Source organism: Chryseobacterium arachidis, assembly GCF_900129245.1.
GTDB classification, from domain to species: Bacteria; Bacteroidota; Bacteroidia; order Flavobacteriales; family Weeksellaceae; genus Chryseobacterium; species Chryseobacterium arachidis.
Genome location: NZ_FQUT01000014.1, coordinates 81744 through 104264 on the forward strand (window position 1 = coordinate 81744; position 22521 = coordinate 104264).

The window sequence follows — 22521 nt, forward strand, 5'->3', positions numbered from 1 at the left end:
AACTAATGAAGGCAGCCATATATTCTCAGAAAAAAGATCTCGATACTTTTTTATATTTAAGCAAATTTATTTCCGAACTGGAAAGCAGAGGCGTAAAATCTGTTTTGTATGATGAGATGGCTGAGGCGCTTCAGTTTTCAAAAATATTCGAAACCTTTAACAACAAACAGGATCTTCTGGATAAGGAAGTCGATCTTTTCTTCACTTTCGGTGGCGACGGAACGATTGTAAATTCTTTAACCTTTATTGAAGATCTTGAAATCCCGATCGTAGGTGTAAATACCGGAAGATTAGGATTTTTGGCAAGTTTTACCAAAGAAGAAGCCTTCAAAGAACTGGATTCTATTTTAAAAGGGGATGTGAAAACAAGCCGTCGTTCCGTCATTCAGGTTGTTTCGCCCGAACTGGAAGATTTTTTCCCGTATGCCTTAAATGATGTTACAGTTTCCAGAAAAGAAACTACATCGATGGTTACAGTGGATTCTTATATTAATGATGAATTTTTAAATGTATTTTGGGGCGACGGTGTCATCGTTTCTACTCCAACGGGCTCTACGGCTTATTCATTAAGCTGTGGCGGACCCATTATTTCTCCGAACAACGAAAATTTCGTCATCACTCCTATCGCACCTCACAATCTAAATGTAAGACCTTTGGTTGTGAATGACAGCGTGGAAATTAAATTTAAAGTAGAAAGCCGGGTTTCACAATACTCACTTTCTTTAGATTCAAGATTGATACACATAGAAACAGATAAAGAAATTATCATCAGAAAGGCAGATTTTCAGATTTTGCTGGTTCAGCCTAATGATTTGAGCTTCTATGAAACCATCCGCCAGAAGCTACTTTGGGGAAGGGACAAAAGAAATTAAGAATATCTTAAAAATGATTACCTTTACAGGAATTTAAAAACACCCTAATAATTTATATTAAAAAGTAAAACATGAGCAGAATTTTCCCGGCAGGAGTTGCCACAGGTCAATTAGTTACTGATATTTTTCAGCATGCTAAAGAAAACAAATATGCATTACCAGCAGTAAACGTAATTGGTTCTAGCAACGTAAATGCGGTTTTGGAAACTGCAGCAAAACTAAACTCACCTGTTATCATTCAGTTCTCTAATGGTGGAGCTGCTTACAACGCAGGAAAAGGATTAAGCAATGACGGGCAAAAAGCTGCTATTTTGGGAGCTATTGCCGGAGCAAAACATATTCACACTTTGGCAGAAGCTTACGGAGCAACGGTAATCCTTCACACAGACCATGCTGCAAAAAAATTATTGCCTTGGATCGACGGATTGATGGATGCTAACGAAGAATTCTACAAGCAGACAGGAAAATCTCTTTATTCTTCTCACATGCTTGATCTTTCTGAAGAATCTTTAGAAGAAAACTTAGAAATTTCGACTAAATATTTCGAAAGAATGGCTAAAATCGGAATGACTCTTGAGGTAGAAATCGGAGTTACAGGAGGGGAAGAAGATGGTGTTGACAATTCAGACGTTGACAACTCTAAGTTATATACTCAACCGGAAGATATCGCTTATACATACGAAAAATTGAAGGCTGTTTCTGATAACTTCACGATTGCGGCTGCTTTCGGAAACGTACACGGAGTTTACAAGCCAGGAAATGTGGTTCTTACCCCAAAAATCTTAGACAATTCTCAGAAATATGTTCAGGAGAAATTCGGAACTGCTGAGAAGCCAATCAACTTCGTATTCCACGGAGGTTCTGGTTCTACCTTGGAAGAAATCAGAGAAGCGATCGACTACGGTGTAATTAAAATGAACATTGATACTGACCTTCAGTTCGCTTATACAGAAGGAATCAGAGATTATATGGTAAACAATATCGAGTATTTAAAAACTCAGATCGGAAACCCTGAAGGAGAAGAAAAACCGAACAAAAAATTCTATGACCCAAGAGTTTGGGTAAGAAAAGGGGAGGAAACTTTCTCTACAAGATTGGTTCAGGCATTTGAAGATTTAAATAACGTAAATACTTTAAAATAAGAATTGTAAATTTGCATTAACGTAAAAATTTTCATTATTGATTGTTTTTACATTAATGCATTTTTTCATTATACATTAATACAAACAATATGGCATTTGAGTGGTTTAAGAGAAAAGCACAAAATATTACGACATCTACTGATGAGAAAAAAGACGTTCCCAAAGGTCTTTGGCATCAGACTCCATCAGGAAAAGTGGTGGAACACGACGAATTGAAGAGAAACAACTATGTTTCTCCCGAAGATGGATTCCACGTAAGAATAGGAAGTGCAGAATTTTTTGATATCCTTTTTGATGGAGGTAAATTCACTGAATTAGATGCTAATGTTGAAAGTATTGACATCCTGAACTTCAAAGATACAAAGCCTTACGCGGACCGTTTAAAAGAAGTAAAAGCCAAAACAAAACTTACAGATTCTATCAGAAATGCTGTAGGAACCGTAAAAGGAACTGAAATGGTGGTTTCTTGTATGGATTTTGCTTTCATCGGAGGTTCTTTGGGCTCTGTAATGGGTGAAAAAATCAGAAGAGCAATTGATTACTGTATCGAGAAGAAACTTCCTTATATGATCATCTGTCAGTCAGGAGGTGCGAGAATGCAGGAAGCAACGTATTCTTTGATGCAGTTGGCAAAAGTTCAGGCTAAACTGGCTCAGCTTTCAGAAGCAGGACTTTTATACATCGCTTACCTTTGTGACCCTACCTTTGGTGGAATTACTGCTTCTTTCGCAATGACAGCCGATATTATCATGGCTGAACCGGGTGCTTTGATCGGGTTTGCAGGACCAAGAGTGATCCGTGAAACAATCGGTAGAGACTTACCCGAAGGTTTCCAGACATCAGAATTCCTTCAGGAAAAAGGTTTTGTAGATTTTATTGTGAAAAGAACCGAAATTCAGGATACAGTAGCTAAAACAGTAAATTTATTGGCGGTAAAGGCTTAATAATTTGTAACAAAATACGATAATCTCTCTCTAATTAGGGAGAGATTTTTTATTTGATGAGAACTTTCAAGATATTTTTTAATACGATCCGAAGTATGAGCTTTAAAAAGATTATGCGTCTTTTATCGCTCGTTCTTCCCCATCCTATTTTTTCCTTATTAAGTTTTCATGCGACGGTTCAGGCGTACACTATTGCTCAGAAAAAATTTCCGGAAACCGCATCCAACAACGGAATTGGGAATGCTTTCAGACATGCGCTTTGGTGCTGTTTTATCAGCATGTATTGTTCTAAAGTTTCTTCTCCGGAAAAAGCCCTTGATTTCTGCAAAAGAATCACCGATATGCACGAAGAATTGTTTCCCAATAAACCTTTAGAAACCAAAATGGATCTTCATAATAATAAATTCGGGATGGATTATTACAGAGAGCTATTACCCGGAATTCACCGCCAGTTTTTTGAAAAAAATTTTTTTATTGAGGGTTTAGAAAAGAAAATGAAAGATGCCAAAGTTTTGAAAAATCTGGAGGATGATTTTGATGGATTTTTGGTTTATCTTGATGAAAAATAATCTGTTTTTTCCTTATTAACATTTAGTTGTCATTCTGAACGAAGCAAATGCGGAGTGAAGAATCTATTATTGAGTATTTAAAAAAAAGATTTCTCCTTCGTCGAAATGACAAGTTGTATACTATAATTCATTCTCTCTTTTAGAAATTACAATTGCGTTATTGAGATTGCTTCGTCATTTCATTCTTCGCAATAACTTAAAAATTCACCTCTTCTTTGTAATCTGAACTTTTTTTGATAAGTTTAAACAATCTTAATTTAAACAAATGGTTCTCAGCAGAATTTGGTCGGCATTTATCATTATTGCCATTGCCATTGCCAGTATAAAATACATTTCATCAAGCAACTACAAAACCATTTTCAATGATATGGTGGTAGGAAAAGGCGGTGATACGGTGCAGATTGCAACACAGAAAATAAACGTTCTTTCGCCGGTTGTCCGAGACAGTTTGATGAAAAACCCAAATTTTGAGGACAGCAGAATTCATTATAAAACAGATTCTTTACAACAGGATGTAAAAGTTTATCGTGTTCAGGAAGCGGACGGTGTGATCGGAACGTCTGAAACAGCTGTAAAAATCTGTCTTGGTTTGATTGGAATTATGACTTTGTTTATGGGGTTCATGAGTATTGCAGAAAAAGCGGGCGGAATTAATTTGTTAAGCCGTTTTATTCAGCCTTTTTTCTCAAGATTATTTCCTGATATTCCGAAAAATCACCCGGCATTTGGCCACATGCTGATGAATTTCAGTGCCAATCTATTAGGTTTGGATAATGCCGCGACACCTTTTGGTTTAAAAGCCATGGAAAGTCTTCAAACTTTAAATCCAAACAAAGATACTGCAAGCAATTCGCAGATCATGTTCCTGTGTCTTCATGCAGGAGGAATGACTTTGATTCCGGTTTCGATTATTGCGATTCGCGCTTCAATGGGATCAAAGACGCCTACGGATATTTTCCTTCCGTGTATGATTGCTACTTTTACAGCAACCTTAGCCGCCATGATTATTGTTTCTTTATACCAGAAAATCAATTTATTAAAACCAATCGTTATCGCTTATGTTGGCGGAATTTCTGCCTTGATCGCTTTATTGGTTTTATACTTAACAAAATTAAGCAAAAATGAATTGGATGATTTCAGCAAAGTATTGAGTAACGGATTGATTCTCTTCATATTTTTAGCGATCGTTTTGGGTGCAGTCTATAAAAAAATCAATGTTTTTGATGCTTTTATTGAAGGCGCAAAAGAAGGTTTTAGGACCTGTGTAAAAATTATTCCATATTTAGTAGGAATGTTAATCGCTATCTCTTTATTGAGAACTTCCGGAGTTTTTGACGTGATCATCGATGGAATGAAATGGGTAGCAAATGTTGCACAATTCGATCCTCGATTTGTAGATGGACTTCCAACCGCTTTAATCAAACCTTTATCCGGCTCCGGAGCACGTGGAATGATGGTAGATACGATGTCAACGTTTGGAGCAGATAGTTTTCAGGGAAAATTGGCTGCAGTTCTTCAGGGAAGCTCAGACACGACATTTTACGTGATTGCAGTTTATTTTGGAGCAGTAGCCGTGAAGAATACGAGATATACGGTAATTGCCATGCTTTTGGCGGATTTGGTGGGTGTTATTACTTCAATTGCCTTAGCTTATTTGTTTTTCGCATAATTATGGAAGATAAAAAAAATATTTTTGAAAAATCTGTAGAATTAATCGGTGGAGTTCAAATATTTCTTTCTCCTTTTTTAATAGGAGCAGCCCTTTCAGCAATAGTATATTTTCCGAATCCTAATACCATCACTCTAATTATTGCAATTTTACTTTTTCTTTTAGGAATTATTATTGGGATAACATTAGCTTTCAAAAGCTATAAAAGTAAAGAAGGAACAATTGGTTTTATATCTAAAACAGATTCAACCCCAGAAATTGATAAACTTTTAAATAAAGAAAAAAATGATAACAGATAAAGAATTCACATTAAGACTCATACGTCAGTTAACTCAAGCATTGGAAAAACTGATTTTGGATAAACCAGAAGAAAGTTTAATGCAAAAAGAATTAGACTTTGAAACATTAATGAAAGATATTTTCAAATTTGATTTTACCACACTTTCGTCAAAATCAAAAGAAGAAATTATAGAAATCGTTAGTGAAAGGCAGGAAAGAGATCACAAAGATTATTACGAAATGTTGGGAAACCTTTTCTATTTTAACGGTAAACAAACCAGCAATCACGACTTTTTAGACAAAGCAAAAACCTTCTACGAATTGTATCTAAAAACCAGCGGAATATTTGCACTACCCGTGATCAACAGAATATCAGAAATAAAAAAAGCACTTGAGTAAAGTGCTTTGTATTTTTAGAATGTAATTTTATAAGTTCCTGTAGAAGATACACTGGCTTTTTCGGCTTTTACATATTGTTTCACCCAAGACACAGCAGTTGATGAAATGCAGGGATCAGAAGTTCCACCCGATCTTCTTGCAGACACTACATTTCCAGCCTTATCTACAGTGTAGGCAATGGTAATGGTCCCACTTGCAGTACATTTGTTTGAGGGCTGTGCTCCTCCTCTTCCCATTGTTCCGGGTATAAATCCTACCAATTTTCTGTCTATTCCTACTTTACTGTCTCCGTTTCCGTCGCCGCCTAAAGGATCTCCTGCATTTCCGATTCCGTCTCCGTCGCCTTGGCTTCCTGCTTTTGTTCCTCTTCCTTTTATTAAATTTCCAATCGCAGCAGTTCCTTTTCCGTCACCGTTTCCTGTCTTAGAATTGGCAGTGGTCGCTCCAGATTTTTTGGTATTCTTTGAGGCAGAAGTACTTGTTACTGTTGCTTTATCAGGTTTTTTGGATTCTTCTTTTTTCGGAACAGCTACTTTAGAATTATTTCCAGTGATAATTTTTTCTTTTGCTTCCGTTTTTTTAGTTTCAGGTTGTGGCTCGGGCTTTATCACCGTTTTTGTCTCACGAACAGCTGTTTCCGCGGGTTCAGGAGTCACTTCTTCAGTCGCTGCGGCCAAACTTCCCGGTTGATCAGCAGGTTCTTCTGCTCCGTTTCCGTTTCTGTTGTCCCCAAAATTCACCAGCATGGTTGTAATCACTTCCGGCTGTTCATCCAATTCGGGTTTTAATTTATATAAAAAAACAAACAATAGGATCGCAGACCAGATCAGGATCGAAAGCAATGCACTTTTTACCCGGTCTTTATTATGTTCATCTCTATTGATAATCTGACTTCTCATTTTAAATGATCCTTTCCCAAAATTTCAGGTGTATTATTTATCTTTTACCGTCGCAATGGCGATATTAAATTTATTTTTCTCCGCAATCTCCATTGCAAAGACAACATCTTTGTGCATCGTATTTTCGTCGGCTCTTATCGTGAAAGATTTGTTGGTCTGTCCCGTCAATTTATTTACAATCGTAGCTTCCAACTGATCTTTTGCTACCGGAATATCATCCACAAAATAAGACCCGTCCGGCTTTATGCTTACCGTTAAAGGATTCGGAATATTATCATCAACGGCTCCGGCTTTTGGCAACTTTACATCAATCGCGCTTTGATTGGCGGCTGATGAAGTAATCATAAAGAATATCAGCATCAGCAAGATAACGTCTGTCATCGCTGCTAAACTGAATTCCGGATTCGCTTTATTTCTTCTTTGAATTTTCATCTGTTGACTTTCTTGTTTTTAATTGTCAGATGGAACCTTTTGGTTTCATACCGAAGATTTATAAAGGTTTGTTGATAAGATCTAAAAATTCTCCCGACATATTTTGTGCCTTTAATACAAATTTATCAATTCTTGTTAACAATAAATTGTAGAAAAAGTTCGCCGGAATTGCTACTGCAAGACCTACCGCTGTCTGTCCTAATGCCGTGTAAATACCTTCCGACAATGTTTTCGGAGAGAAAGATCCGCTGGCGTGAGATAAATTAAAGAAAGCGATAATCATCCCGATCACTGTTCCCAAAAGTCCCAACATCGGTGCAATACTCGGAACAACCGCCAAAAGATTCAGGTTTTTCTCCATATTTGCCACTTCTACCTGAGCCTGAGATTCCATGGCACTTACAATATCCGAAACCGGGCGCCCCAATCTGGCAATTCCTTTTTCCAGAATTCTGCCTTCAGGAGAATTTTGTCTTTTGCAGTAATCCAATGCAGATTCCATTTTGCCTTCTCTTACAAAATCTTCAATATTATCCATGAAATTGGAATCTGTTTTCGATGTTAATCTTTTAATAAAGAAAAAACGTTCAAAGAAAAGATACACGGAAAATACACCCAACAATAACACGGTTACCATCACTATTTTAGCGAAAGCTCCTCCGTGGAACATGATTTTCCAAAATGAGAATTCTAAATCGTCTGCCGCTACTGCAGGGGCAGCAACTTGGGCAAATAACATCTGAGTAAGTTCCGTTAACAGCATTAATGTGTATTTTTTATAAAAGTTGTAACGACAAAAGTAATGGAATATTATGAATTGAACTCTTAAAAATTGCTTAAAAACAACTTAAAATTTGTTATTTTTATAAACAGCAAATTTCTTTCCAAAAAAATATTTGAAAAGAAATCTGGTATAAAAATTCGGTAGTAAGATTAGATTAATCTTCGTCTACTTCAATCTCTTCTTGTTTGAATTCGCATTTAAGCCTGAATGGAATTGGCGTTTCTGATCCAGTGTAGAAATCATCAATGGTTCCCTTCCAGATTACCTGAAGCTCACCTTCTTCGTTTTTCTCGAATAAAAGCTCGTTATCATAAATAAAAGCTTCCTCATCGTCGAAAAGATCTACCTCGGTGTAGGTATCCTCATCAGAATCGTTGATGGTGATTGTTTTTCCTTCGATTTCCGCAGAATCGATAGGGAAATCGAAAACTTCAAGTGAAAGTTGCGGAAAATTGTACTGCAGCGAATCATCATCTACATGATCCAGACCGTCATCCGTGATAATTTCAACCTCTAGGAAATGTTGTTGGTTGCTGTAAACCGCTTTACAATAAGTGTTTCTGATATTGTACTTTAGCGTTTCGTCCGGATGGTAAATTTTTAAAATCCCTTTCATTATTTCTTAAAAAAAGAACTGTAATACTATGATTGTTAAACGTTTTAAGCAAAGATAAAAAATAGATTGAACGTGAAAAATTTTTTGAAAATTATTTTTAAAAAATCCATCATAATTAATAATATTCGGTTAAAAATTGATGTTATTTTGTAAAATTGAGATTATCTCTGAAAATATTTACATTTGTTTTTATAAAGATCTGAAAAATGAAAAACATTTTATCAAAAAGTATTTTGGGATTGGGATTGATTGTAAGCCTTGTTTCGTGCAAGAAAACCGATTCCCCGGTAACAAAAGTTACCCCATCGAATATTGATTCCATTGCCGCCAATTATTATGAGCAATATTTAAAACTTTATCCGCTGGAAGCAACTTCGCAGGGAGATTTAAGATACAACGACCAGCTTCCTATTACCATTGATAAAGATTTTATTTCCGGAGAAATTGCATTTTACAATTCTGTGCAGAAACAATTGGAAAATGTTGATTATAAAAGTCTTTCCGATGAAGACAAAGTTGTCTTCGACGTTTTGGATTATACTTTAAAAGATAAAACCGAAGCCTATGTTTATCATCCTGAATATATTCCTTTCACCCAATTTGGCGGCCTTCCGCTGAATTTTCCGTTGTATGGAAGCGGTGAAGGAAGCCAGCCTTTTAAAACAGAAAAAGATTACAGCGACTGGCTGAAAAGGATGGAAAAGTTTCCCGATTGGATGAATGCCGCAACAGATAATTTCAAAGAAGGAATCAACAATAAAATGGTTTTGCCTAAAAAGCTGGTGGTAAAAATGATTCCTCAGATGAGAGCCGAAGAAATTACGACAACCGATTTAGATAAAAATATTTTCTACGGCCCGATTAAAAACTTTCCTAAAAATTTCACAAAGGAGCAGAAAGAAAAATTTTCAGGGCTTTATAAAGAGGCCATTACCCAAAAAATCATTCCGGCTTATACAAAAATGGGAGATTTTTTAGAGAAAGAATATTTGCCAAAAGCTAGAGAAACAGATGGCTACAACAGTCTTCCGAATGGAAAAGATATCTACCGTTATTATGCTAAAAGCTGGACGACAACTAATAAATCTCCTGAAGAAATTAATAAAATCGGGCTTCAGCAAGTGGCAATGCTTCGTGGAGAAATGGAAAAAGTAAAACAGCAGGTTGGCTTCACGGGAACACTGGAAGAATTCATCAATTTTGTAAAAACAGACCCGAAAGCGATGCCTTACAAGACTCCAAAAGAAGTTTTAGGAGCTTTCAATGGAATTTTAACGAAAATTACTCCGAAACTGAAAACTATGTTCTCTGTAACTCCGAAAACAGGATTTGAGATCAGACAAACGGAAAAATTCAGAGAAGCGAGTGCGAGTGCAGAATACATCCAGGGGACGCCGGATGGAAAAAGACCCGGAATTTTTTACGTTCCGCTTCCTGATCCTTCGAAGTTCAATGTAACTTCCGGAATGGAATCACTTTTCTTACATGAAGCAATTCCTGGACATCATTATCAGGTTTCTTTACAACAGGAAAATACGAAACTTCCAAAGTTTATGAGATTCGGATGGTTTGGAGCTTATGGTGAAGGTTGGGCACATTATTGTGAGACTTTAGGTCCAGAATTTGGGTTATATACAGATCCTTATCAAAAAATGGGATATTTGAGCGATCAAATGTTAAGAGCCGTAAGATTGGTTGTTGATACAGGTTTACATACCGGAAAAATGACCAGAGAAGAAGCCATCAAATATTTCCTGAGCAATATTTCTTACGACGAAGCTGGGGCAACTGCCGAAGTTGAAAGATATATGGCAATGCCGGGGCAGGCTTTAGGCTATAAGATCGGCTCTTTAAGAATCCGTGAATTGAGGGAAAAATACCAGAAAGAATTGGGCGGCAAATTTAGCCTGGCAAAATTCCATGATGAAGTTTTAAGTCAGGGTTGCCTTCCTTTAGATGTTTTAAACAGAAAAATGGAACTTTGGGCGAAGAAGCAGAAATAATCTTTTTGTTGGTAAATCTCGCAAAGGCGCAAAAAAAATCAAAGATTTTCAGGAAAGTTTTAAACTTAATTTTATCACAGATAAAATCCTTGCGTCTTAACAACGTATTTTAAAATACAACCTGCGCCTTTGCGATTAATAGCTATAAAAATTCAAGCTTAATAAAAAAAATACAACGGAGAAAAATGTTTACCGTAGAACAAATTGAAAATGCTCACGATAAAGTAAAAACGGGGGCTGATTTTCCGAATTATATTCAGGAAATCAAGAAAATGGGTGTAAAATCTTTTGAAACTTGGGTAAAGGATAGTCATACCGAATATTTTGGAGAAAATGACTTTAAAACAACTTCAGAACCTCAATATGAAGATTTGACGATTGCAGATGATTCTGATAAAGAAAAATTCAGTCAACAATTAAAAAGTCATCAAAGAGGAGAAACCGATTATATGGAATTTTGTGAGGACTGTGCAGAAACGGGAATCGAAAAGTGGATTGTTGATCTGGATACATTCACCTGTACATATTATGACAAAGCCGGGAACAAAATTCTGGCGGAAGAAATTCCTCATTAAAATATTAAAGTCACAAATTAATTTTGTGGCTTTTTGTTTAGATTTGTTGAAACAAAATCATGAAGCAATCTTTAAATTTTTCATTTGTTCTCATCTTTTGCTTATTCATTTTAAGTTGTAAAAAAGCGGCAAAGGCAGAACAGACTTTTGAAAAATTTAGCGTTGATCAAAATCTTCCTGAAAACGACAGCATAAAAATCCTTTCAAAATACCCCGAACTGCAATTGTTTGAAAGTGAGAAATTAGAAAGCTCAACAAGAACCGCCAATATCATTCAGGAAGACGGATTTTATACTAGAGTTTATGGAGTATTTTATCCTCAGAAAAAAAGATATAGGTTTTTTCAGTTCAATGATTATAAATGTAAAGCCGAATACAAAGGAGATACAATCAATATTTGGCTCAATAATTATAATGGATATTTTGGAAACGGTGTTTTGGTAAAAGTTTTTAATAATGAATTTTTAATCAAAGATATTAACCCGAAAACATTAAAAGGTGAAATTAAATTTAGCAAAACCTATCCTGTCTATCAAAAATTAGTTCTTAGTAAAGCCAAATTTCAAAAAGATGACAGCATTTACGGGTTTATAGATTATAAAACAAACATAGATTCATTAGTCACAAAAAATTTTAGTGGATATTTTAAAACAAAGATTAAATAAAAATGATAACAGAAAGTATAAAATCGCTTTTTACAAGAGATTTAAATAAATTAAAAACAGAAATCGAATCGTACCAAAACGAAGAAGTAATCTGGAAAATTGATAAAAATATTTTGAATTCTGCAGGAAATTTAACGCTGCATTTGGTAGGAAATATCAGCCATTTTGTTGGAGCAATTTTAGGAAATCAGGTTATGTAAGAAACAGAGAACTGGAATTTTCATTAAAAAATATTCCAAAGACTGAATTGATTCAACAGATTGAAAAGACGATTGAAGTGGTAAATTCCACATTGGAAAAACTGTCTGAGGAAGATGCAAAGAAAGAATATCCTCTTGAACCTTTAGGCTACCCGATGACGACAGAATATTTTCTGATTCATTTGGTGGCACACCTGGATTATCATTTGGGGCAGATTAATTATCACAGGAGGTTGCTGGATATTTAACACTTAAAGCTAAAAAAACCGAAGAATTATTCGCTTCGGTTTTTTAGTTATTTATTTCTACGAAATTATGTCGTCTGCCCTCCATCGACATTGAGCGTCGTTCCGGTAATATAGCGGGCTTCATCGCTTGCCAGAAAAGCTACAGCCATTCCTATATCTTTCGGTTCTCCATAATGTCCCAACGCAACCGATTGCAGCATCTGTGCACTGAAAGGCCCGTCTGAAGGGTTCATATCCGTATTGATAAGACCGGGCTGAATAATATTGACGGTGATATTTCTGCTTCCCAAATCTCTTGCCCAACTTCTTGTGTATGCTGCCAAAGCTGCTTTTGTAGCGGCATAATCGCCAATTCCGGGATAAGGAGAGCGCGTTGCCCCGGTAGAACCTATTGAAATGATGCGGCCTCCGTTTTTCATTAATGGCAATACATTCCGGACTGTGCTTACAACGCCATGAACATTCACTTCCCATTGTTTCTGCAGTGCAGACAGATCATTCTGTTTATTATCGATCTCGCCCGTTACAAATAATCCTGCGTTGTTTACCAATATATCGATTCCCCAATCAGAAGCCTGCTGAATAACGCTACTTATTTCTTCCGGATTTCCTGCATCTGCTTTTATTGCCATACTTTTTACTCCTAAAGCTTCTATTTCGGCAACCAGATCTTCTGCTTTTTGTCTTGAACTTACATACGTGAAAATAACATTGGCTCCTTCCAAAGCGAGCTGTCTTACAATTCCTTCGCCAATTCCACGACTTCCCCCTGTTACAAATGCTGTTTTATTCTTTAATTTTGACATCGCTGTAATGATTTTTTAATTATTAAATATGGAATATGATTGAACCTCTTGTACTCCCCGATTCAAGGTCCTGATGCGCTTTTGCTACATCCGACAAAGGATAAACTGTAGGATTGATTTCTCCTAATATTCCGGTTTTTAATGCTTCAAACATTTCTGATGCAGCCAACTGAACACTTTCTTTATCCGGAAGATAGCTTCCAAGAGTCGGACGGATCAGCTTGATTTTTTTAGCCTCTAAAATTCCATTATCGATATCTGGAGCTCCGGAAGATGAGCCAAATAAAACAATTGTACCATCATTTTTAATGACATTAAGGGATTCTTCAAAAGTTGCCTTCCCGACACCATCAAAAATTACATCTACTCCTTTTCCTTCTGTAAAATTCTTTACAGATTCAGCCAGGTTTTCAGTATCAAGCGAGATTACATGATCAATTCCATGACTGAGGGCATACGATTTTTTACTACTGCTACCAACCGTTCCAATCACTTTTGCACCCAAAGCTTTTGCCCATCTGCTCACCAATGAGCCAACTCCTCCCGCTGCAGCATGAACTAAAACAACATCTCCCTTTTTCACAGAATATGCTTGCTTAATGAGCATTCTTGCGGTAAGACCTTTTGCCATAACCGCTGCAGCCTGATCAAAAGAAATATCATCGGGAATTTTTATCAATTCTGAGGCATCTATAATCCGACGTTCCGCATAAGCTCCGAGAGAGAAAAAATAACCCACTTTATCCCCTTTTACAAAATCGTTCACGTTCTCACCAACAGATTCTATAACGCCGGCTGCTTCTACTCCAATTGTGACAGGAAAAGTATTCAGCGGAAAAGTTCCGTTCCGGAACATAACATCTACAAAATTTAAGGCAATTGCTTTTTGATTAAGCACAACCTGGTTTGCATTTGGTTTTCCGATTGTTTCTAAACGATATTCAAGAACTGCAGGTGAACCTTGTCTGTTCATGCGGATCACTCCGGTTTCATTATTTTTTTCCATTTTTTTTTAGATTTTGATTAAACTTTTTGATGTGACAAAGTTGCGACAGTGCAAAAACATACACATTGACAAATGCAGTAACTTATTCTTGACATTTATCAAGAGGTTTGGAAAATAATCTGTACTTTCACGTTATTATTTAACTTTAAATATAAATTCCCTGTGGCCTCCGTTCCATTTGAACCTCTTTTCAAGTATATTGAATCCAAATCGGCACTTATATTGAGTGATGATGAAAAAACGTTGATTCAGACTGCATTTAAATCCAAACATTTACGCAAAAGGCAATATCTTTTACAGGAAGGAGATGTTTGTAAGTACATGTCATTCATTGTAAAAGGCTCAGGACGAATGTATTCGGTAAGCGAAAAAGGGCAGGAACATATTATTCGGTTTGCCATTGAAAACTGGTGGCTTGGAGATTATGAAAGCTACAATTTCCAAACGCCTTCTCTTTATAATATTGAAGTATTGGAAGACTCTGAAGTCCTGATGATTGAGCACAACCGAATTCAGGAACTGATGGCTCAAATCCCTGCCATCGATTTAATGATCAAAGAAATTGACAGAAAAGGGACTGTAGCGACCCAAAAACGTATTCACTCTTCCATCAGCTTAAGTGCGGAAGAACGTTATGACAATTTGGTAAAGTCATATCCTGAATTTTTAATCCGCTTTCCGCAAAGCATGATCGCTTCTTATTTGGGTATTTCTCCCGAAACTTTAAGCCGGATCCGAAAAAATATTCTGAAGAAATAATTGCAAAAAGCTTGTCTTGATAAAAGTCAATAGTATTTCTTAATAAATGTCATCGTTCAACGTTTCAGATAATTATAATTTTACCCTTGTAATTGTAACGGTTACAATTTAAAATTAACATTCAAAAATTAAGTATTATGAACTCATCTATTCTTTTACAAGACAGTTTATTGCTCATCTGGAACAATCGTAACTCGACAGAAAGACTTGCTTTAATGGAGAAAATCTATTCTTCAGACATTCAATTTTATGAAAGTGACAATAGTGAGCCTTTTGTGGGATTGGAATCAATTAATAACCTCATCCAAAAACTGCAGCAAGATTGGGCTCCTGATTTTGAATTCGTTCTTACGGAAACTCCAAAATCCAATCATAACACTCAGCACATCAGCTGGAAACTAGGATCACCAGATCAAACGGTTGCTACAGGATCGGATGTTGCAATTATTGAAAATGAAAAAATAAAAGCCTTATACTTATTTTTAAACAACTAAATAGCGTTTTGCTATTTAGTTATTTTTCTCAAACATCATTTTCGTGATAAAATCTTTTTCTCCACTCCCTCTTGCAGGAGAATACTCTCTGCCATAGAAAATGATCTGAAGATGAAGCTTATTCCAAACCTCTTCTTTCCAGAGATTTTTGGCGTCTTTTTCAGTTTCCACGACGTTTTTTCCGGAAGTGAGCTTCCATTGCGTCATCAGTCTGTGAATATGCGTATCTACCGGAAAAGCCGGAAATCCAAAAGCCTGACTCATCACGACAGAAGCCGTTTTGTGACCGACTCCAGGAAGCGCTTCCAATTCTTCGTACGTTTGTGGCACTACTCCATTATGCTTTTCCAACAGGAGTTCTGCCATTCTTTTTAAATTTTTGGCTTTTGTATTGGCGAGACCGATTTCTTTAATCAGCTCTTTGATCTCAAACACTTCCAGTTTTGCCATTCTTTGCGGCGTACCTGCCACAGCGAAAAGATCAGGCGTTACCTGATTCACCTTTTTATCGGTTGTCTGTGCAGAAAGCGCCACCGCAACCATTAAAGTATAAGGATCGGTATGGTCCAGCGGAATCGGAACCTGAGGATATAATTTTTCTAATTCTGTCTGAACTAACTCGGCTCTTTGCTTTTTTGTCATGTAACCATTAAATTTGAACAAAATTAAATCATTATGTTGAAAGTCGGAGATAAATTACCACAATTTGAAGGAACAAATCAGGACGGAGAAACAGTAAATTCTGAAAAATTAATCGGGAAAAAATTAGTTATTTTCTTTTATCCACAGGCAAATACTCCCACTTGTACAGTTGAAGCCTGTAATTTAAGTGATAATTATTCTAAACTTGAAAAAGCCGGATTTCAATTATTGGGAATTAGCGGTGATTCTGTAAAAAAACAGAAAAACTTTCACAGTAAATTTGCTTTTCCATATGATTTAATTGCCGATGAAAGTCATGATGTTCTGGAAAAATTCGGAGTTTGGCAGGAGAAAAAAACTTTTGGTAAAACGTATATGGGAATTGTAAGAACGACTTTTATTTTCGATGAAAAAGGAGTTTGCACAAGAGTTATTGAAAAGGTGACTTCAAAGACTGCAGCTGAACAGATTTTGGAGCGATAATTCTACAATAAAAAAAGACTTCGGCTGCCAAAGGCAGCCGAAGTCTTTTTAGATATAACTTTAATTATTTATTCAGTTTCATAGTACATCAATTCTTCCGGATCGCCAGCAATATTGACTAATTTTTGGAATTTCAATCCTAATTTCTCAATTAATTTCTGAGAAGAAAAATTGTCTTTTGTAGTAATAGCCGAAATCTTTTTTAGCCCAAAATCATTCATCCCAATTGATTTTACTTTAATTGCCGCTTCGTAAGCATACCCTTTTCCTTCAAATTCATCCAGTAAAGAAAAACCGATATCAACGACATCCAAACCTTCCCTTTCAAAAATTCCGACGGCTCCTACCTTTTGATTTTCATCTTTAGTAATCATCAAATAGTTTCCAAAGCCAAGTCTTTCCATCTGCGGAAGAAACCTGTTTTGAATATAGTTCTCAGCATCTGCAACCGTTTTTAAATTACGGTCTCCAATAAACTTTATAAATTTGGGTCTATTGTAAAGATCAAGAATAAATTCTCCATCCTCCAAAGAAATTGGACGAAGAATCAGACGTTCTGTTTCGTAGAAATTATCTGCGTTTTGTAGCTGGTTTCTTTTTTGAGTCATCTTTGGACTCTTCTTTTTTCTCAAGCTTTAAAAGTCTTGGGTTATTGGTACACTTTTTATAATAAAGCTCTATATAAGATCCGTTGTCCTTAATATTTGTGATGTTTCCGGAGGATTTATTCACTGCTATTGTAAAATGTTTTTTCTGATAAGGGCATTCTCTGGATGTCAACTTCCCTAAATCTAAGTAGTAGTTGTTGGCATCTTCGGAATAATTTCCTGCAAGATCTTTAAATTCTTCATCAATGATATATCCTTCTGTGGAAGCAATTACAGCTGCATCTTCAATACCATCCACCTTTCCGACAAATGTCCTTAATCCATCCAGATTCGTAACATATTCAGCCTTTCCGGCAGAAAAATAAACAATATAGTAAAATTCTCCTTCTTCTTCAATTCCGATATTAAACCCTGTAGATTGAGTTACATATTCTTTCTTTGCTCCGGATTCTTTGATGATTTTATCCTGCCCACCACTTTGATGAATCAAAATCCAGGTATCTGTTTTAATATTGGGAACAATCCGCTGCAAAATTCCTGAAACCGAAGAAAACTGCTTTTTCTCCTGAGCAAAACAAAATATTCCCCCAAATAAAAAAATGAATAATCCGAATCGATATGTAAATCTTATCATAGCTGAAAAACGTAAAAAACAACTAATTATTTTACATGAACTTATCGCCCTTTTTCAGATTTTTAAGATCCAAGACATAATCTTTTATAAGCTGATCATGGTCTCTCGGGCAAATCAAAAGAACCTTTTCTGTGTCTACAACAATGAAATCCTTCAATCCATCTACAACTACAGCCTTGTTACTATTTTTAATGTGAATAATATTTCCCGTCGAATTATAGGTAAGAATATGCTTTTGTTTTACGGCATTCTGATCGCTGTCTTTTTCTACATTTTCATAGACAGATGTCCAGGTTCCCAAATCACTCCAGCCTAAATCAGCAGGAATTACGTAGACATTTTTAGCTTTTTCCAAAATTCCGTTATCAATAGAGATTTTCTGAACTTTAGGATAAATTAGCTCAATACAGCTTGCTTCATTTCCCGCGTTATAATCACAGGCCATGAAATGCTGAGTCATTTCCGGAAGATACGTTTCAAATGCATGATGAATACTTTTCACACTCCATATAAAAATCCCCGCATTCCAAAGAAAATCGCCACTTTCGAGAAAACTTTTGGCAATTTCAAGAATTGGCTTTTCGGTAAATGTTTTTACTTTATAATATTCAGAATCATGTTTATCCACAAACTGAATATAACCATAACCTGTATCAGGTCGTGTTGGGGTAATCCCCAAAGTAACAAGGTAATCGTTTTTAGCTGCGATCTCAAATGCCAATTCTGCCTTTTCTAAGAATGTTTCTTCTTTTAAAATCAAGTGATCTGCCGGCAAAACAATCATTGTTGCGTTAGGATTAATTTCTGCAATCTTATTGGCCATGTACAGATTACAAGGAGCGGTATTTTTAACCAAAGGTTCTCCTACAATATTTTCCTGAGGAATTTCCGGTAATTGTTGGTGAGAAAGCTCTACATATTCGCTATTCGTGATTACAAATATGTTTTCATTAGGAATAATCCTGCTGATTCTGTCGTATGTCTGTTGAATCATTGTGCGTCCAACTCCTAAAATATCCTGAAACTGTTTCGGAAATTTCTGTGTACTCATTGGCCAGAATCTACTACCGATCCCCCCTGCCATTATTACACAATATCTATCTGATTTTGACATTATTAACTGCATTTTTCTACCCTTGCCAATGGTTTGAAAGAATACTTCCTTCCCGTAGCCAGGTTCTTACAAAGATAGTTTTTTTTAATCAGACCTTCTAACAAATACTTTTCGTTCCTGTAAATAAAAAAATCTCCTTTTTGCAGGTTTTCTATAAACAGATGGGTATCATCCTGTTTTTCAATATGAAAATATTTAACCAGTTCTGGGCTCGACATAAAATTGGCTTTCGGTGATTTTGAAAACTTTATGATGATAGGTCTAAGCCTTTCTTCATACACATCAAGGCTTTGCAGAAGCATCTGCCTGAAGGTTTCCTTCCATTCATTGCCGTGGGGAGAAATTCTTCTACCGTATTTTTCAAATGCGATAAGGTGTGCCAGTTCATGAGTCAGCACAAAGAAAAAAAGTTCCGGAACCAAAGTAGAGTTTATCGTAATCTCATGAGAATGATCCGGAAGCTTACGATAATCCCCCAACTTAGAATTCCTGTTTCGTGTAATTTTTATGTGAATATAATAATCTGCAAACCAGACTTTTAAATATTGTAATGTATTTTGTGGTAAATATTTTTCTAACGATTGGATAGACATTTTACAAACTTAGTGGAATTCCTGCATAGAAATTCAACAATTTAAGACTGAAAAGATAATTAAATTTAGCCTGAGCCACAGAACCTTGTGAATTCGCGTAGTTGTTTCTGGCAACATTCACATCATAAATTGTGGATCTTCCCGCTGCATAGCTTTTATCTGCAAACTCTAAAGCCAATTTAGTACTTTTCTCAGCCTGAACCGCAGATAAATAAATTTCATAATTTGCATCGACATCAAACTGAGCTTTCTGAACATTTTCTCTCACCGCCTGTTTTTGTTGCAACAACGTAATTTTAGCAATACTTTCATTCAGTTTAGACTGTTCAACCTGTATTTTTGTTATCCCTTTATTAAAAATCGGAATGTTCAGAGAAATAGCTGCCTGCTGCCCAAAATTATCTTTATACTGACCGAATAAATTACGTTCATATACGGAATTTCCAAACATGTCTACCCCTGTAATATCAGTTGTAAGTAAGTTATTATAGAAAGACCCAATTCCTACACTGGCAGTTACGGTTGGCCAAAAAGCCGTTTTCGAAACCTCGGTCTGAGCCTCTGCCGCTTTTATTCTGCTTTCCGCTGCTTTTACCTGGGGCTGTGTTTCGTAAGCTGTGGTGAGAACCTCGTCAACAGATTTCAACTGTGGATCCAATTGATCCGGAACACTTACATCTTCAACATCAAAATCTTTATAATCCTGAAGCTGTAACAACTGAACCAAAGCAAATAAACTTCTTCCTACATTTACTTCTGCGGTTTTCAGATTCTGCTTTTCTCTTGCCCAAGCCGCTTCTGCTTCTGCTAAAACGGTTTGTGCCGTTGTTCCCACATTAGTTGTAATTTTGGCTCTTTCATATTGCTTTTGGGCATTTTCTGTTGCTGCCTGAGAAATTTTTACAATCTCTTTATTTAAAAGTGTTGTCAGATACTGCTGGGCAATCTGAAGCGAAATATCATTTTTAATCGTTTCAATATCATATTGGCTGGCTTCCACATCAAATTCTGTTTTTCTGATGGTTTTCTCTAATCTTCCGTTATTATACACTAAGATATCCGCTCCAATATTGGCACTGTTACTGAACCTGTCATTTCTTAAACTTCCCGTACCGAATGATGTCTGTCCGAAACTTACAGTATTCCCAACACTTGCAGAAATGCTTGGAAGATAGTTTTTTTTCGCAGTTTTAAGGTTCAGATCCTGTGCTTGTTTCGAGTATTCATTTTGGATTACCTGAAGATTATGTTGCGTTGCATAATCTACGCATTCTCTCAAAGACCATTTCTTCTGGGCATTGACAGCCAGGCAAGATAATCCCAAAACAATAGTCAAAACTTTTTTCATATTAAGATTTTTCCCTATTAGACGAACTAAAAATAAAAAAGTTACAGTTTTAAAAAATTATTATTTCATATTAATCAAACTTTTGAGAATTTTGCATCATGACAAACGAACAATATAAGGAAGCTGTCGAATGGCTCTTTGTACAGGCTCCTAATTATCAGATTGACGGCCAGAAGGCATACAAGCCCGGCCTGGATAATATCACAAAACTTTGTGACTTTTTCGGAAATCCTCAGGAAAAAATAAAATGCATTCATATTGGCGGAACCAATGGAAAAGGATCTTCCAGCAATATGCTGGCTTCAGTTTTACAGGAGTCGGGCTATAAAATCGGATTGTACAACTCTCCTCATCTCATAGATTTCACAGAACGCATCAAGGTAAATGGTAAAAATTGTGATAAACAGTTTGTTTATAATTTTATACAGAAATTAAAAAATCTGCCGGAAGATATTCGACCTTCGTTTTTTGAATTTACAACGATTATGGCTTTCGAATATTTTTATCAGCAAAATGTAGATTTCGCAATCATTGAAGTGGGTTTAGGTGGAAGACTGGACTCAACAAATATTATTAAGCCGTTGGTGGCTGCGATTACGAATGTTCAGTTGGATCATCAGAATATTTTGGGAGATACCATAGAGGAAATTGCAAGGGAAAAAGCAGGAATTGTAAAATCAAATATTCCAATTATTTCCGGAGACGAAAATGAAGTGGTGAAAAATATCATTAAAAAGAAAGCAGAGAAAGAAAATGCTCCTTTTATTGATGCTACTCTATTAAAAACAGATTTAAAATCAGACTTAAGAGGAAATTATCAGAAGAAAAATATTCGGGTTGTTTTAGGATTAATTGAAGAATTAAGAAATTTAAATTTCATCATTTCTGATGATAATATTGAAAAAGGACTTTTAAATGTTCATCAAAACACCGGTTTCATCGGTCGTTGGTTTGAATTTTCACAAAATCCTCTGACGATTTGCGATACAGGACACAATCAGGCTGGTTTGGAATACGTTTTTGCTCAATTAAATTCAATCGAAAAACACAAACACATCGTTTTGGGCTTTGTTAATGACAAAAAAATCGATGAAGTGATGAAAATTTTACCCGAAAATTCCGAGTTTTATTTTGCAAAACCCTCCATTCACAGGGGAAGACACCCTCAAGACTATGAAGATTTGCTAATTGATGCAAAAATTTTTTATAAAATTTTTGATTCTGTACAGAATGCGTATCTTTCTGCAAAAGAACGATGTACAAACGAAGAAATGATTTTTATCGGCGGAAGTAACTTTGTAGTCGGAGAATTTTTAGAAAAAAATTTGGAGTTATATAAATAAGTTGTATATTTGCACCACTCTAATCGAGGAAACAACAACGATAAAGAGGGTTCTTAGCTCAGTTGGTTCAGAGCATCTGGTTTACACCCAGAGGGTCGGGGGTTCGAATCCCTCAGGACCCACAGAAAAGGAAACGAAACCTTTTAAAAAAATTCGGGTTCTTAGCTCAGTTGGTTCAGAGCATCTGGTTTACACCCAGAGGGTCGGGGGTTCGAATCCCTCAGGACCCACAGAAATCTCTCTTTTTTAAAGGGAGATTTTTTGTTTCACACTACTTCTCCTCTATTCATGGGAGTTTACGGATCAAGTACAAAACTTGTGGACTAAGCAAAAAGTTTTGATAATCTGAACAGGAAAAACGATTTATCTCTTACTCCTCGTAGCTGCATTCTGAA

At 36.0% G+C, this 22521-nt stretch carries 28 protein-coding genes and 2 tRNA genes; 18 read left to right on the forward strand and 12 right to left on the reverse strand.

From position 1 onward, the window contains the following. Positions 1–5 precede the first annotated feature (5 nt). From BUA89_RS19015 to BUA89_RS19045, 7 genes are all read left to right on the forward strand, one after another. Positions 6–872: an NAD kinase gene (locus BUA89_RS19015; RefSeq protein WP_072962342.1), complete on the forward strand. Its 867-nt coding sequence runs from the start codon at positions 6–8 to the stop codon at positions 870–872. A 71-nt stretch (positions 873–943) separates the two neighbouring features. Then, positions 944–2014 carry a class II fructose-bisphosphate aldolase gene (gene fbaA, locus BUA89_RS19020; RefSeq protein WP_072962345.1) on the forward strand — a complete coding sequence of 357 codons (1071 nt, stop codon included), beginning with the start codon at positions 944–946 and terminating at the stop codon, positions 2012–2014. Between the two features lie 89 nt (positions 2015–2103). Beyond that, a complete protein-coding gene (gene accD / locus BUA89_RS19025; protein WP_072962348.1) occupies positions 2104–2958 on the forward strand; it encodes an acetyl-CoA carboxylase, carboxyltransferase subunit beta in 855 nt (284 codons plus the stop codon). A gap of 56 nt (positions 2959–3014) precedes the next feature. After that, positions 3015–3527 carry a DUF6973 domain-containing protein gene (locus BUA89_RS19030; RefSeq protein WP_072962352.1) on the forward strand — a complete coding sequence of 171 codons (513 nt, stop codon included), beginning with the start codon at positions 3015–3017 and terminating at the stop codon, positions 3525–3527. Between the two features lie 265 nt (positions 3528–3792). Next, on the forward strand, positions 3793–5196 hold the full coding sequence (locus BUA89_RS19035; RefSeq protein ID WP_072962355.1) for a nucleoside recognition domain-containing protein: 1404 nt from the start codon (positions 3793–3795) through the stop codon (positions 5194–5196). Between the two features lie 2 nt (positions 5197–5198). Beyond that, positions 5199–5495 (forward strand): hypothetical protein, encoded by a 297-nt coding sequence (locus tag BUA89_RS19040; protein WP_072962358.1) that lies wholly within the window; start codon positions 5199–5201, stop codon positions 5493–5495. Beyond that, a complete protein-coding gene (locus BUA89_RS19045) occupies positions 5482–5874 on the forward strand; it encodes a hypothetical protein (protein ID WP_072962361.1) in 393 nt (130 codons plus the stop codon). Before BUA89_RS19040 ends, BUA89_RS19045 begins: the two co-directional genes overlap by 14 nt. Positions 5875–5888: 14 nt before the next feature. Here the strand turns inward: BUA89_RS19045 and BUA89_RS19050 are convergent, their stop codons facing one another. The 4 genes from BUA89_RS19050 to BUA89_RS19065 all read right to left on the reverse strand — a co-directional run bounded on the left by BUA89_RS19050 (position 5889) and on the right by BUA89_RS19065 (position 8605). Next, positions 5889–6773, reverse strand: a complete 885-nt coding sequence (locus BUA89_RS19050; RefSeq protein WP_072962364.1) for a ferric siderophore ABC transporter substrate-binding protein — start codon at positions 6771–6773, stop codon at positions 5889–5891. A gap of 33 nt (positions 6774–6806) precedes the next feature. After that, on the reverse strand, positions 6807–7205 hold the full coding sequence (locus BUA89_RS19055; RefSeq protein ID WP_072962367.1) for an ExbD/TolR family protein: 399 nt from the start codon (positions 7203–7205) through the stop codon (positions 6807–6809). 58 nt (positions 7206–7263) lie between these two features. Continuing rightward, positions 7264–7968 carry a MotA/TolQ/ExbB proton channel family protein gene (locus BUA89_RS19060; protein WP_072962370.1) on the reverse strand — a complete coding sequence of 235 codons (705 nt, stop codon included), beginning with the start codon at positions 7966–7968 and terminating at the stop codon, positions 7264–7266. 175 nt (positions 7969–8143) lie between these two features. Next, positions 8144–8605 carry a hypothetical protein gene (locus tag BUA89_RS19065; protein ID WP_072962372.1) on the reverse strand — a complete coding sequence of 154 codons (462 nt, stop codon included), beginning with the start codon at positions 8603–8605 and terminating at the stop codon, positions 8144–8146. Positions 8606–8811: 206 nt separating this feature from the next. Here BUA89_RS19065 and BUA89_RS19070 point away from each other — a divergent pair, with 206 nt between their 5' ends. The 5 genes from BUA89_RS19070 to BUA89_RS23455 all read left to right on the forward strand — a co-directional run bounded on the left by BUA89_RS19070 (position 8812) and on the right by BUA89_RS23455 (position 12296). Beyond that, positions 8812–10608 (forward strand): DUF885 domain-containing protein, encoded by a 1797-nt coding sequence (locus tag BUA89_RS19070; protein WP_072962376.1) that lies wholly within the window; start codon positions 8812–8814, stop codon positions 10606–10608. 185 nt (positions 10609–10793) lie between these two features. Then, positions 10794–11183, forward strand: coding sequence for a DUF1398 domain-containing protein (locus tag BUA89_RS19075; protein ID WP_072962379.1), 390 nt, complete (start codon positions 10794–10796; stop codon positions 11181–11183). 59 nt (positions 11184–11242) lie between these two features. Beyond that, entirely contained in the window at positions 11243–11848 is a 606-nt protein-coding gene (locus tag BUA89_RS19080; protein WP_072962383.1) for a hypothetical protein, read from the forward strand. Positions 11849–11850: 2 nt separating this feature from the next. Further along, the gene (locus BUA89_RS23450; protein ID WP_317043401.1) at positions 11851–12048 is read left to right on the forward strand and encodes a hypothetical protein; all 198 of its coding nucleotides are present in this window, start codon (positions 11851–11853) and stop codon (positions 12046–12048) included. Positions 12049–12095: 47 nt separating this feature from the next. Continuing rightward, positions 12096–12296, forward strand: coding sequence for a DinB family protein (locus BUA89_RS23455; RefSeq protein WP_317043402.1), 201 nt, complete (start codon positions 12096–12098; stop codon positions 12294–12296). A gap of 65 nt (positions 12297–12361) precedes the next feature. Here the strand turns inward: BUA89_RS23455 and BUA89_RS19090 are convergent, their stop codons facing one another. Continuing rightward, positions 12362–13102, reverse strand: coding sequence for an SDR family NAD(P)-dependent oxidoreductase (locus BUA89_RS19090; RefSeq protein WP_072962389.1), 741 nt, complete (start codon positions 13100–13102; stop codon positions 12362–12364). A 22-nt stretch (positions 13103–13124) separates the two neighbouring features. Continuing rightward, the gene (locus tag BUA89_RS19095; RefSeq protein WP_072962393.1) at positions 13125–14108 is read right to left on the reverse strand and encodes a quinone oxidoreductase family protein; all 984 of its coding nucleotides are present in this window, start codon (positions 14106–14108) and stop codon (positions 13125–13127) included. A gap of 162 nt (positions 14109–14270) precedes the next feature. Here BUA89_RS19095 and BUA89_RS19100 point away from each other — a divergent pair, with 162 nt between their 5' ends. Then, on the forward strand, positions 14271–14867 hold the full coding sequence (locus tag BUA89_RS19100) for a Crp/Fnr family transcriptional regulator (RefSeq protein WP_072962397.1): 597 nt from the start codon (positions 14271–14273) through the stop codon (positions 14865–14867). A gap of 137 nt (positions 14868–15004) precedes the next feature. Next, the gene (locus BUA89_RS19105) at positions 15005–15361 is read left to right on the forward strand and encodes a hypothetical protein (RefSeq protein WP_228420631.1); all 357 of its coding nucleotides are present in this window, start codon (positions 15005–15007) and stop codon (positions 15359–15361) included. A 15-nt stretch (positions 15362–15376) separates the two neighbouring features. Here BUA89_RS19105 and BUA89_RS19110 read toward each other — a convergent pair whose 3' ends face one another. Next, entirely contained in the window at positions 15377–16003 is a 627-nt protein-coding gene (locus BUA89_RS19110) for an endonuclease III domain-containing protein (protein ID WP_072962404.1), read from the reverse strand. Positions 16004–16036: 33 nt separating this feature from the next. Between BUA89_RS19110 and bcp the strand changes: the two genes are divergently transcribed. Beyond that, positions 16037–16486, forward strand: a complete 450-nt coding sequence (gene bcp / locus BUA89_RS19115; protein ID WP_072962407.1) for a thioredoxin-dependent thiol peroxidase — start codon at positions 16037–16039, stop codon at positions 16484–16486. A gap of 68 nt (positions 16487–16554) precedes the next feature. Here bcp and BUA89_RS19120 read toward each other — a convergent pair whose 3' ends face one another. The 5 genes from BUA89_RS19120 to BUA89_RS19140 are packed head-to-tail and all read right to left on the reverse strand — an operon-like array spanning position 16555 to position 20783. Beyond that, a complete protein-coding gene (locus BUA89_RS19120) occupies positions 16555–17094 on the reverse strand; it encodes a GNAT family N-acetyltransferase (RefSeq protein WP_072962411.1) in 540 nt (179 codons plus the stop codon). Next, complete coding sequence (locus BUA89_RS19125) at positions 17057–17728, reverse strand: hypothetical protein (protein ID WP_072962413.1); 672 nt, start codon at positions 17726–17728, stop codon at positions 17057–17059. Before BUA89_RS19125 ends, BUA89_RS19120 begins: the two co-directional genes overlap by 38 nt. 31 nt (positions 17729–17759) lie before the next feature. After that, complete coding sequence (locus BUA89_RS19130; RefSeq protein WP_228420632.1) at positions 17760–18842, reverse strand: mannose-1-phosphate guanylyltransferase; 1083 nt, start codon at positions 18840–18842, stop codon at positions 17760–17762. 2 nt (positions 18843–18844) lie between these two features. After that, positions 18845–19435 (reverse strand): SprT-like domain-containing protein, encoded by a 591-nt coding sequence (locus BUA89_RS19135; RefSeq protein ID WP_072962419.1) that lies wholly within the window; start codon positions 19433–19435, stop codon positions 18845–18847. Position 19436: 1 nt separating this feature from the next. Continuing rightward, complete coding sequence (locus tag BUA89_RS19140; RefSeq protein WP_072962423.1) at positions 19437–20783, reverse strand: TolC family protein; 1347 nt, start codon at positions 20781–20783, stop codon at positions 19437–19439. Positions 20784–20881: 98 nt separating this feature from the next. On the opposite strand from BUA89_RS19140, the gene BUA89_RS19145 reads away from it, so the two are divergent. The 3 genes from BUA89_RS19145 to BUA89_RS19155 all read left to right on the forward strand — a co-directional run bounded on the left by BUA89_RS19145 (position 20882) and on the right by BUA89_RS19155 (position 22356). After that, the gene (locus BUA89_RS19145; protein WP_072962427.1) at positions 20882–22126 is read left to right on the forward strand and encodes a bifunctional folylpolyglutamate synthase/dihydrofolate synthase; all 1245 of its coding nucleotides are present in this window, start codon (positions 20882–20884) and stop codon (positions 22124–22126) included. A gap of 47 nt (positions 22127–22173) precedes the next feature. Further along, positions 22174–22248: transfer RNA gene (locus tag BUA89_RS19150), tRNA-Val, on the forward strand. 33 nt (positions 22249–22281) lie between these two features. Next, positions 22282–22356: transfer RNA gene (locus tag BUA89_RS19155), tRNA-Val, on the forward strand. Positions 22357–22521: the final 165 nt, after the last annotated feature.

What these genes read in the sequence shown, in the direction of transcription:
- BUA89_RS19015 (WP_072962342.1), top strand. Translation starts at nt 6, where the DNA reads ATGAAGGCAGCCATATATTCTCAGAAAAAAGATCTCGATACTTTTTTA.
- fbaA (WP_072962345.1), top strand. Translation starts at nt 944, where the DNA reads ATGAGCAGAATTTTCCCGGCAGGAGTTGCCACAGGTCAATTAGTTACT.
- accD (WP_072962348.1), top strand. Translation starts at nt 2,104, where the DNA reads ATGGCATTTGAGTGGTTTAAGAGAAAAGCACAAAATATTACGACATCT.
- BUA89_RS19030 (WP_072962352.1), top strand. Translation starts at nt 3,015, where the DNA reads ATGAGAACTTTCAAGATATTTTTTAATACGATCCGAAGTATGAGCTTT.
- BUA89_RS19035 (WP_072962355.1), top strand. Translation starts at nt 3,793, where the DNA reads ATGGTTCTCAGCAGAATTTGGTCGGCATTTATCATTATTGCCATTGCC.
- BUA89_RS19040 (WP_072962358.1), top strand. Translation starts at nt 5,199, where the DNA reads ATGGAAGATAAAAAAAATATTTTTGAAAAATCTGTAGAATTAATCGGT.
- BUA89_RS19045 (WP_072962361.1), top strand. Translation starts at nt 5,482, where the DNA reads ATGATAACAGATAAAGAATTCACATTAAGACTCATACGTCAGTTAACT.
- BUA89_RS19050 (WP_072962364.1), bottom strand. Translation starts at nt 6,773, where the DNA reads ATGAGAAGTCAGATTATCAATAGAGATGAACATAATAAAGACCGGGTA.
- BUA89_RS19055 (WP_072962367.1), bottom strand. Translation starts at nt 7,205, where the DNA reads ATGAAAATTCAAAGAAGAAATAAAGCGAATCCGGAATTCAGTTTAGCA.
- BUA89_RS19060 (WP_072962370.1), bottom strand. Translation starts at nt 7,968, where the DNA reads ATGCTGTTAACGGAACTTACTCAGATGTTATTTGCCCAAGTTGCTGCC.
- BUA89_RS19065 (WP_072962372.1), bottom strand. Translation starts at nt 8,605, where the DNA reads ATGAAAGGGATTTTAAAAATTTACCATCCGGACGAAACGCTAAAGTAC.
- BUA89_RS19070 (WP_072962376.1), top strand. Translation starts at nt 8,812, where the DNA reads ATGAAAAACATTTTATCAAAAAGTATTTTGGGATTGGGATTGATTGTA.
- BUA89_RS19075 (WP_072962379.1), top strand. Translation starts at nt 10,794, where the DNA reads ATGTTTACCGTAGAACAAATTGAAAATGCTCACGATAAAGTAAAAACG.
- BUA89_RS19080 (WP_072962383.1), top strand. Translation starts at nt 11,243, where the DNA reads ATGAAGCAATCTTTAAATTTTTCATTTGTTCTCATCTTTTGCTTATTC.
- BUA89_RS23450 (WP_317043401.1), top strand. Translation starts at nt 11,851, where the DNA reads ATGATAACAGAAAGTATAAAATCGCTTTTTACAAGAGATTTAAATAAA.
- BUA89_RS19090 (WP_072962389.1), bottom strand. Translation starts at nt 13,102, where the DNA reads ATGTCAAAATTAAAGAATAAAACAGCATTTGTAACAGGGGGAAGTCGT.
- BUA89_RS19095 (WP_072962393.1), bottom strand. Translation starts at nt 14,108, where the DNA reads ATGGAAAAAAATAATGAAACCGGAGTGATCCGCATGAACAGACAAGGT.
- BUA89_RS19105 (WP_228420631.1), top strand. Translation starts at nt 15,005, where the DNA reads ATGAACTCATCTATTCTTTTACAAGACAGTTTATTGCTCATCTGGAAC.
- BUA89_RS19110 (WP_072962404.1), bottom strand. Translation starts at nt 16,003, where the DNA reads ATGACAAAAAAGCAAAGAGCCGAGTTAGTTCAGACAGAATTAGAAAAA.
- bcp (WP_072962407.1), top strand. Translation starts at nt 16,037, where the DNA reads ATGTTGAAAGTCGGAGATAAATTACCACAATTTGAAGGAACAAATCAG.
- BUA89_RS19120 (WP_072962411.1), bottom strand. Translation starts at nt 17,094, where the DNA reads ATGACTCAAAAAAGAAACCAGCTACAAAACGCAGATAATTTCTACGAA.
- BUA89_RS19125 (WP_072962413.1), bottom strand. Translation starts at nt 17,728, where the DNA reads ATGATAAGATTTACATATCGATTCGGATTATTCATTTTTTTATTTGGG.
- BUA89_RS19130 (WP_228420632.1), bottom strand. Translation starts at nt 18,842, where the DNA reads ATGTCAAAATCAGATAGATATTGTGTAATAATGGCAGGGGGGATCGGT.
- BUA89_RS19135 (WP_072962419.1), bottom strand. Translation starts at nt 19,435, where the DNA reads ATGTCTATCCAATCGTTAGAAAAATATTTACCACAAAATACATTACAA.
- BUA89_RS19140 (WP_072962423.1), bottom strand. Translation starts at nt 20,783, where the DNA reads ATGAAAAAAGTTTTGACTATTGTTTTGGGATTATCTTGCCTGGCTGTC.
- BUA89_RS19145 (WP_072962427.1), top strand. Translation starts at nt 20,882, where the DNA reads ATGACAAACGAACAATATAAGGAAGCTGTCGAATGGCTCTTTGTACAG.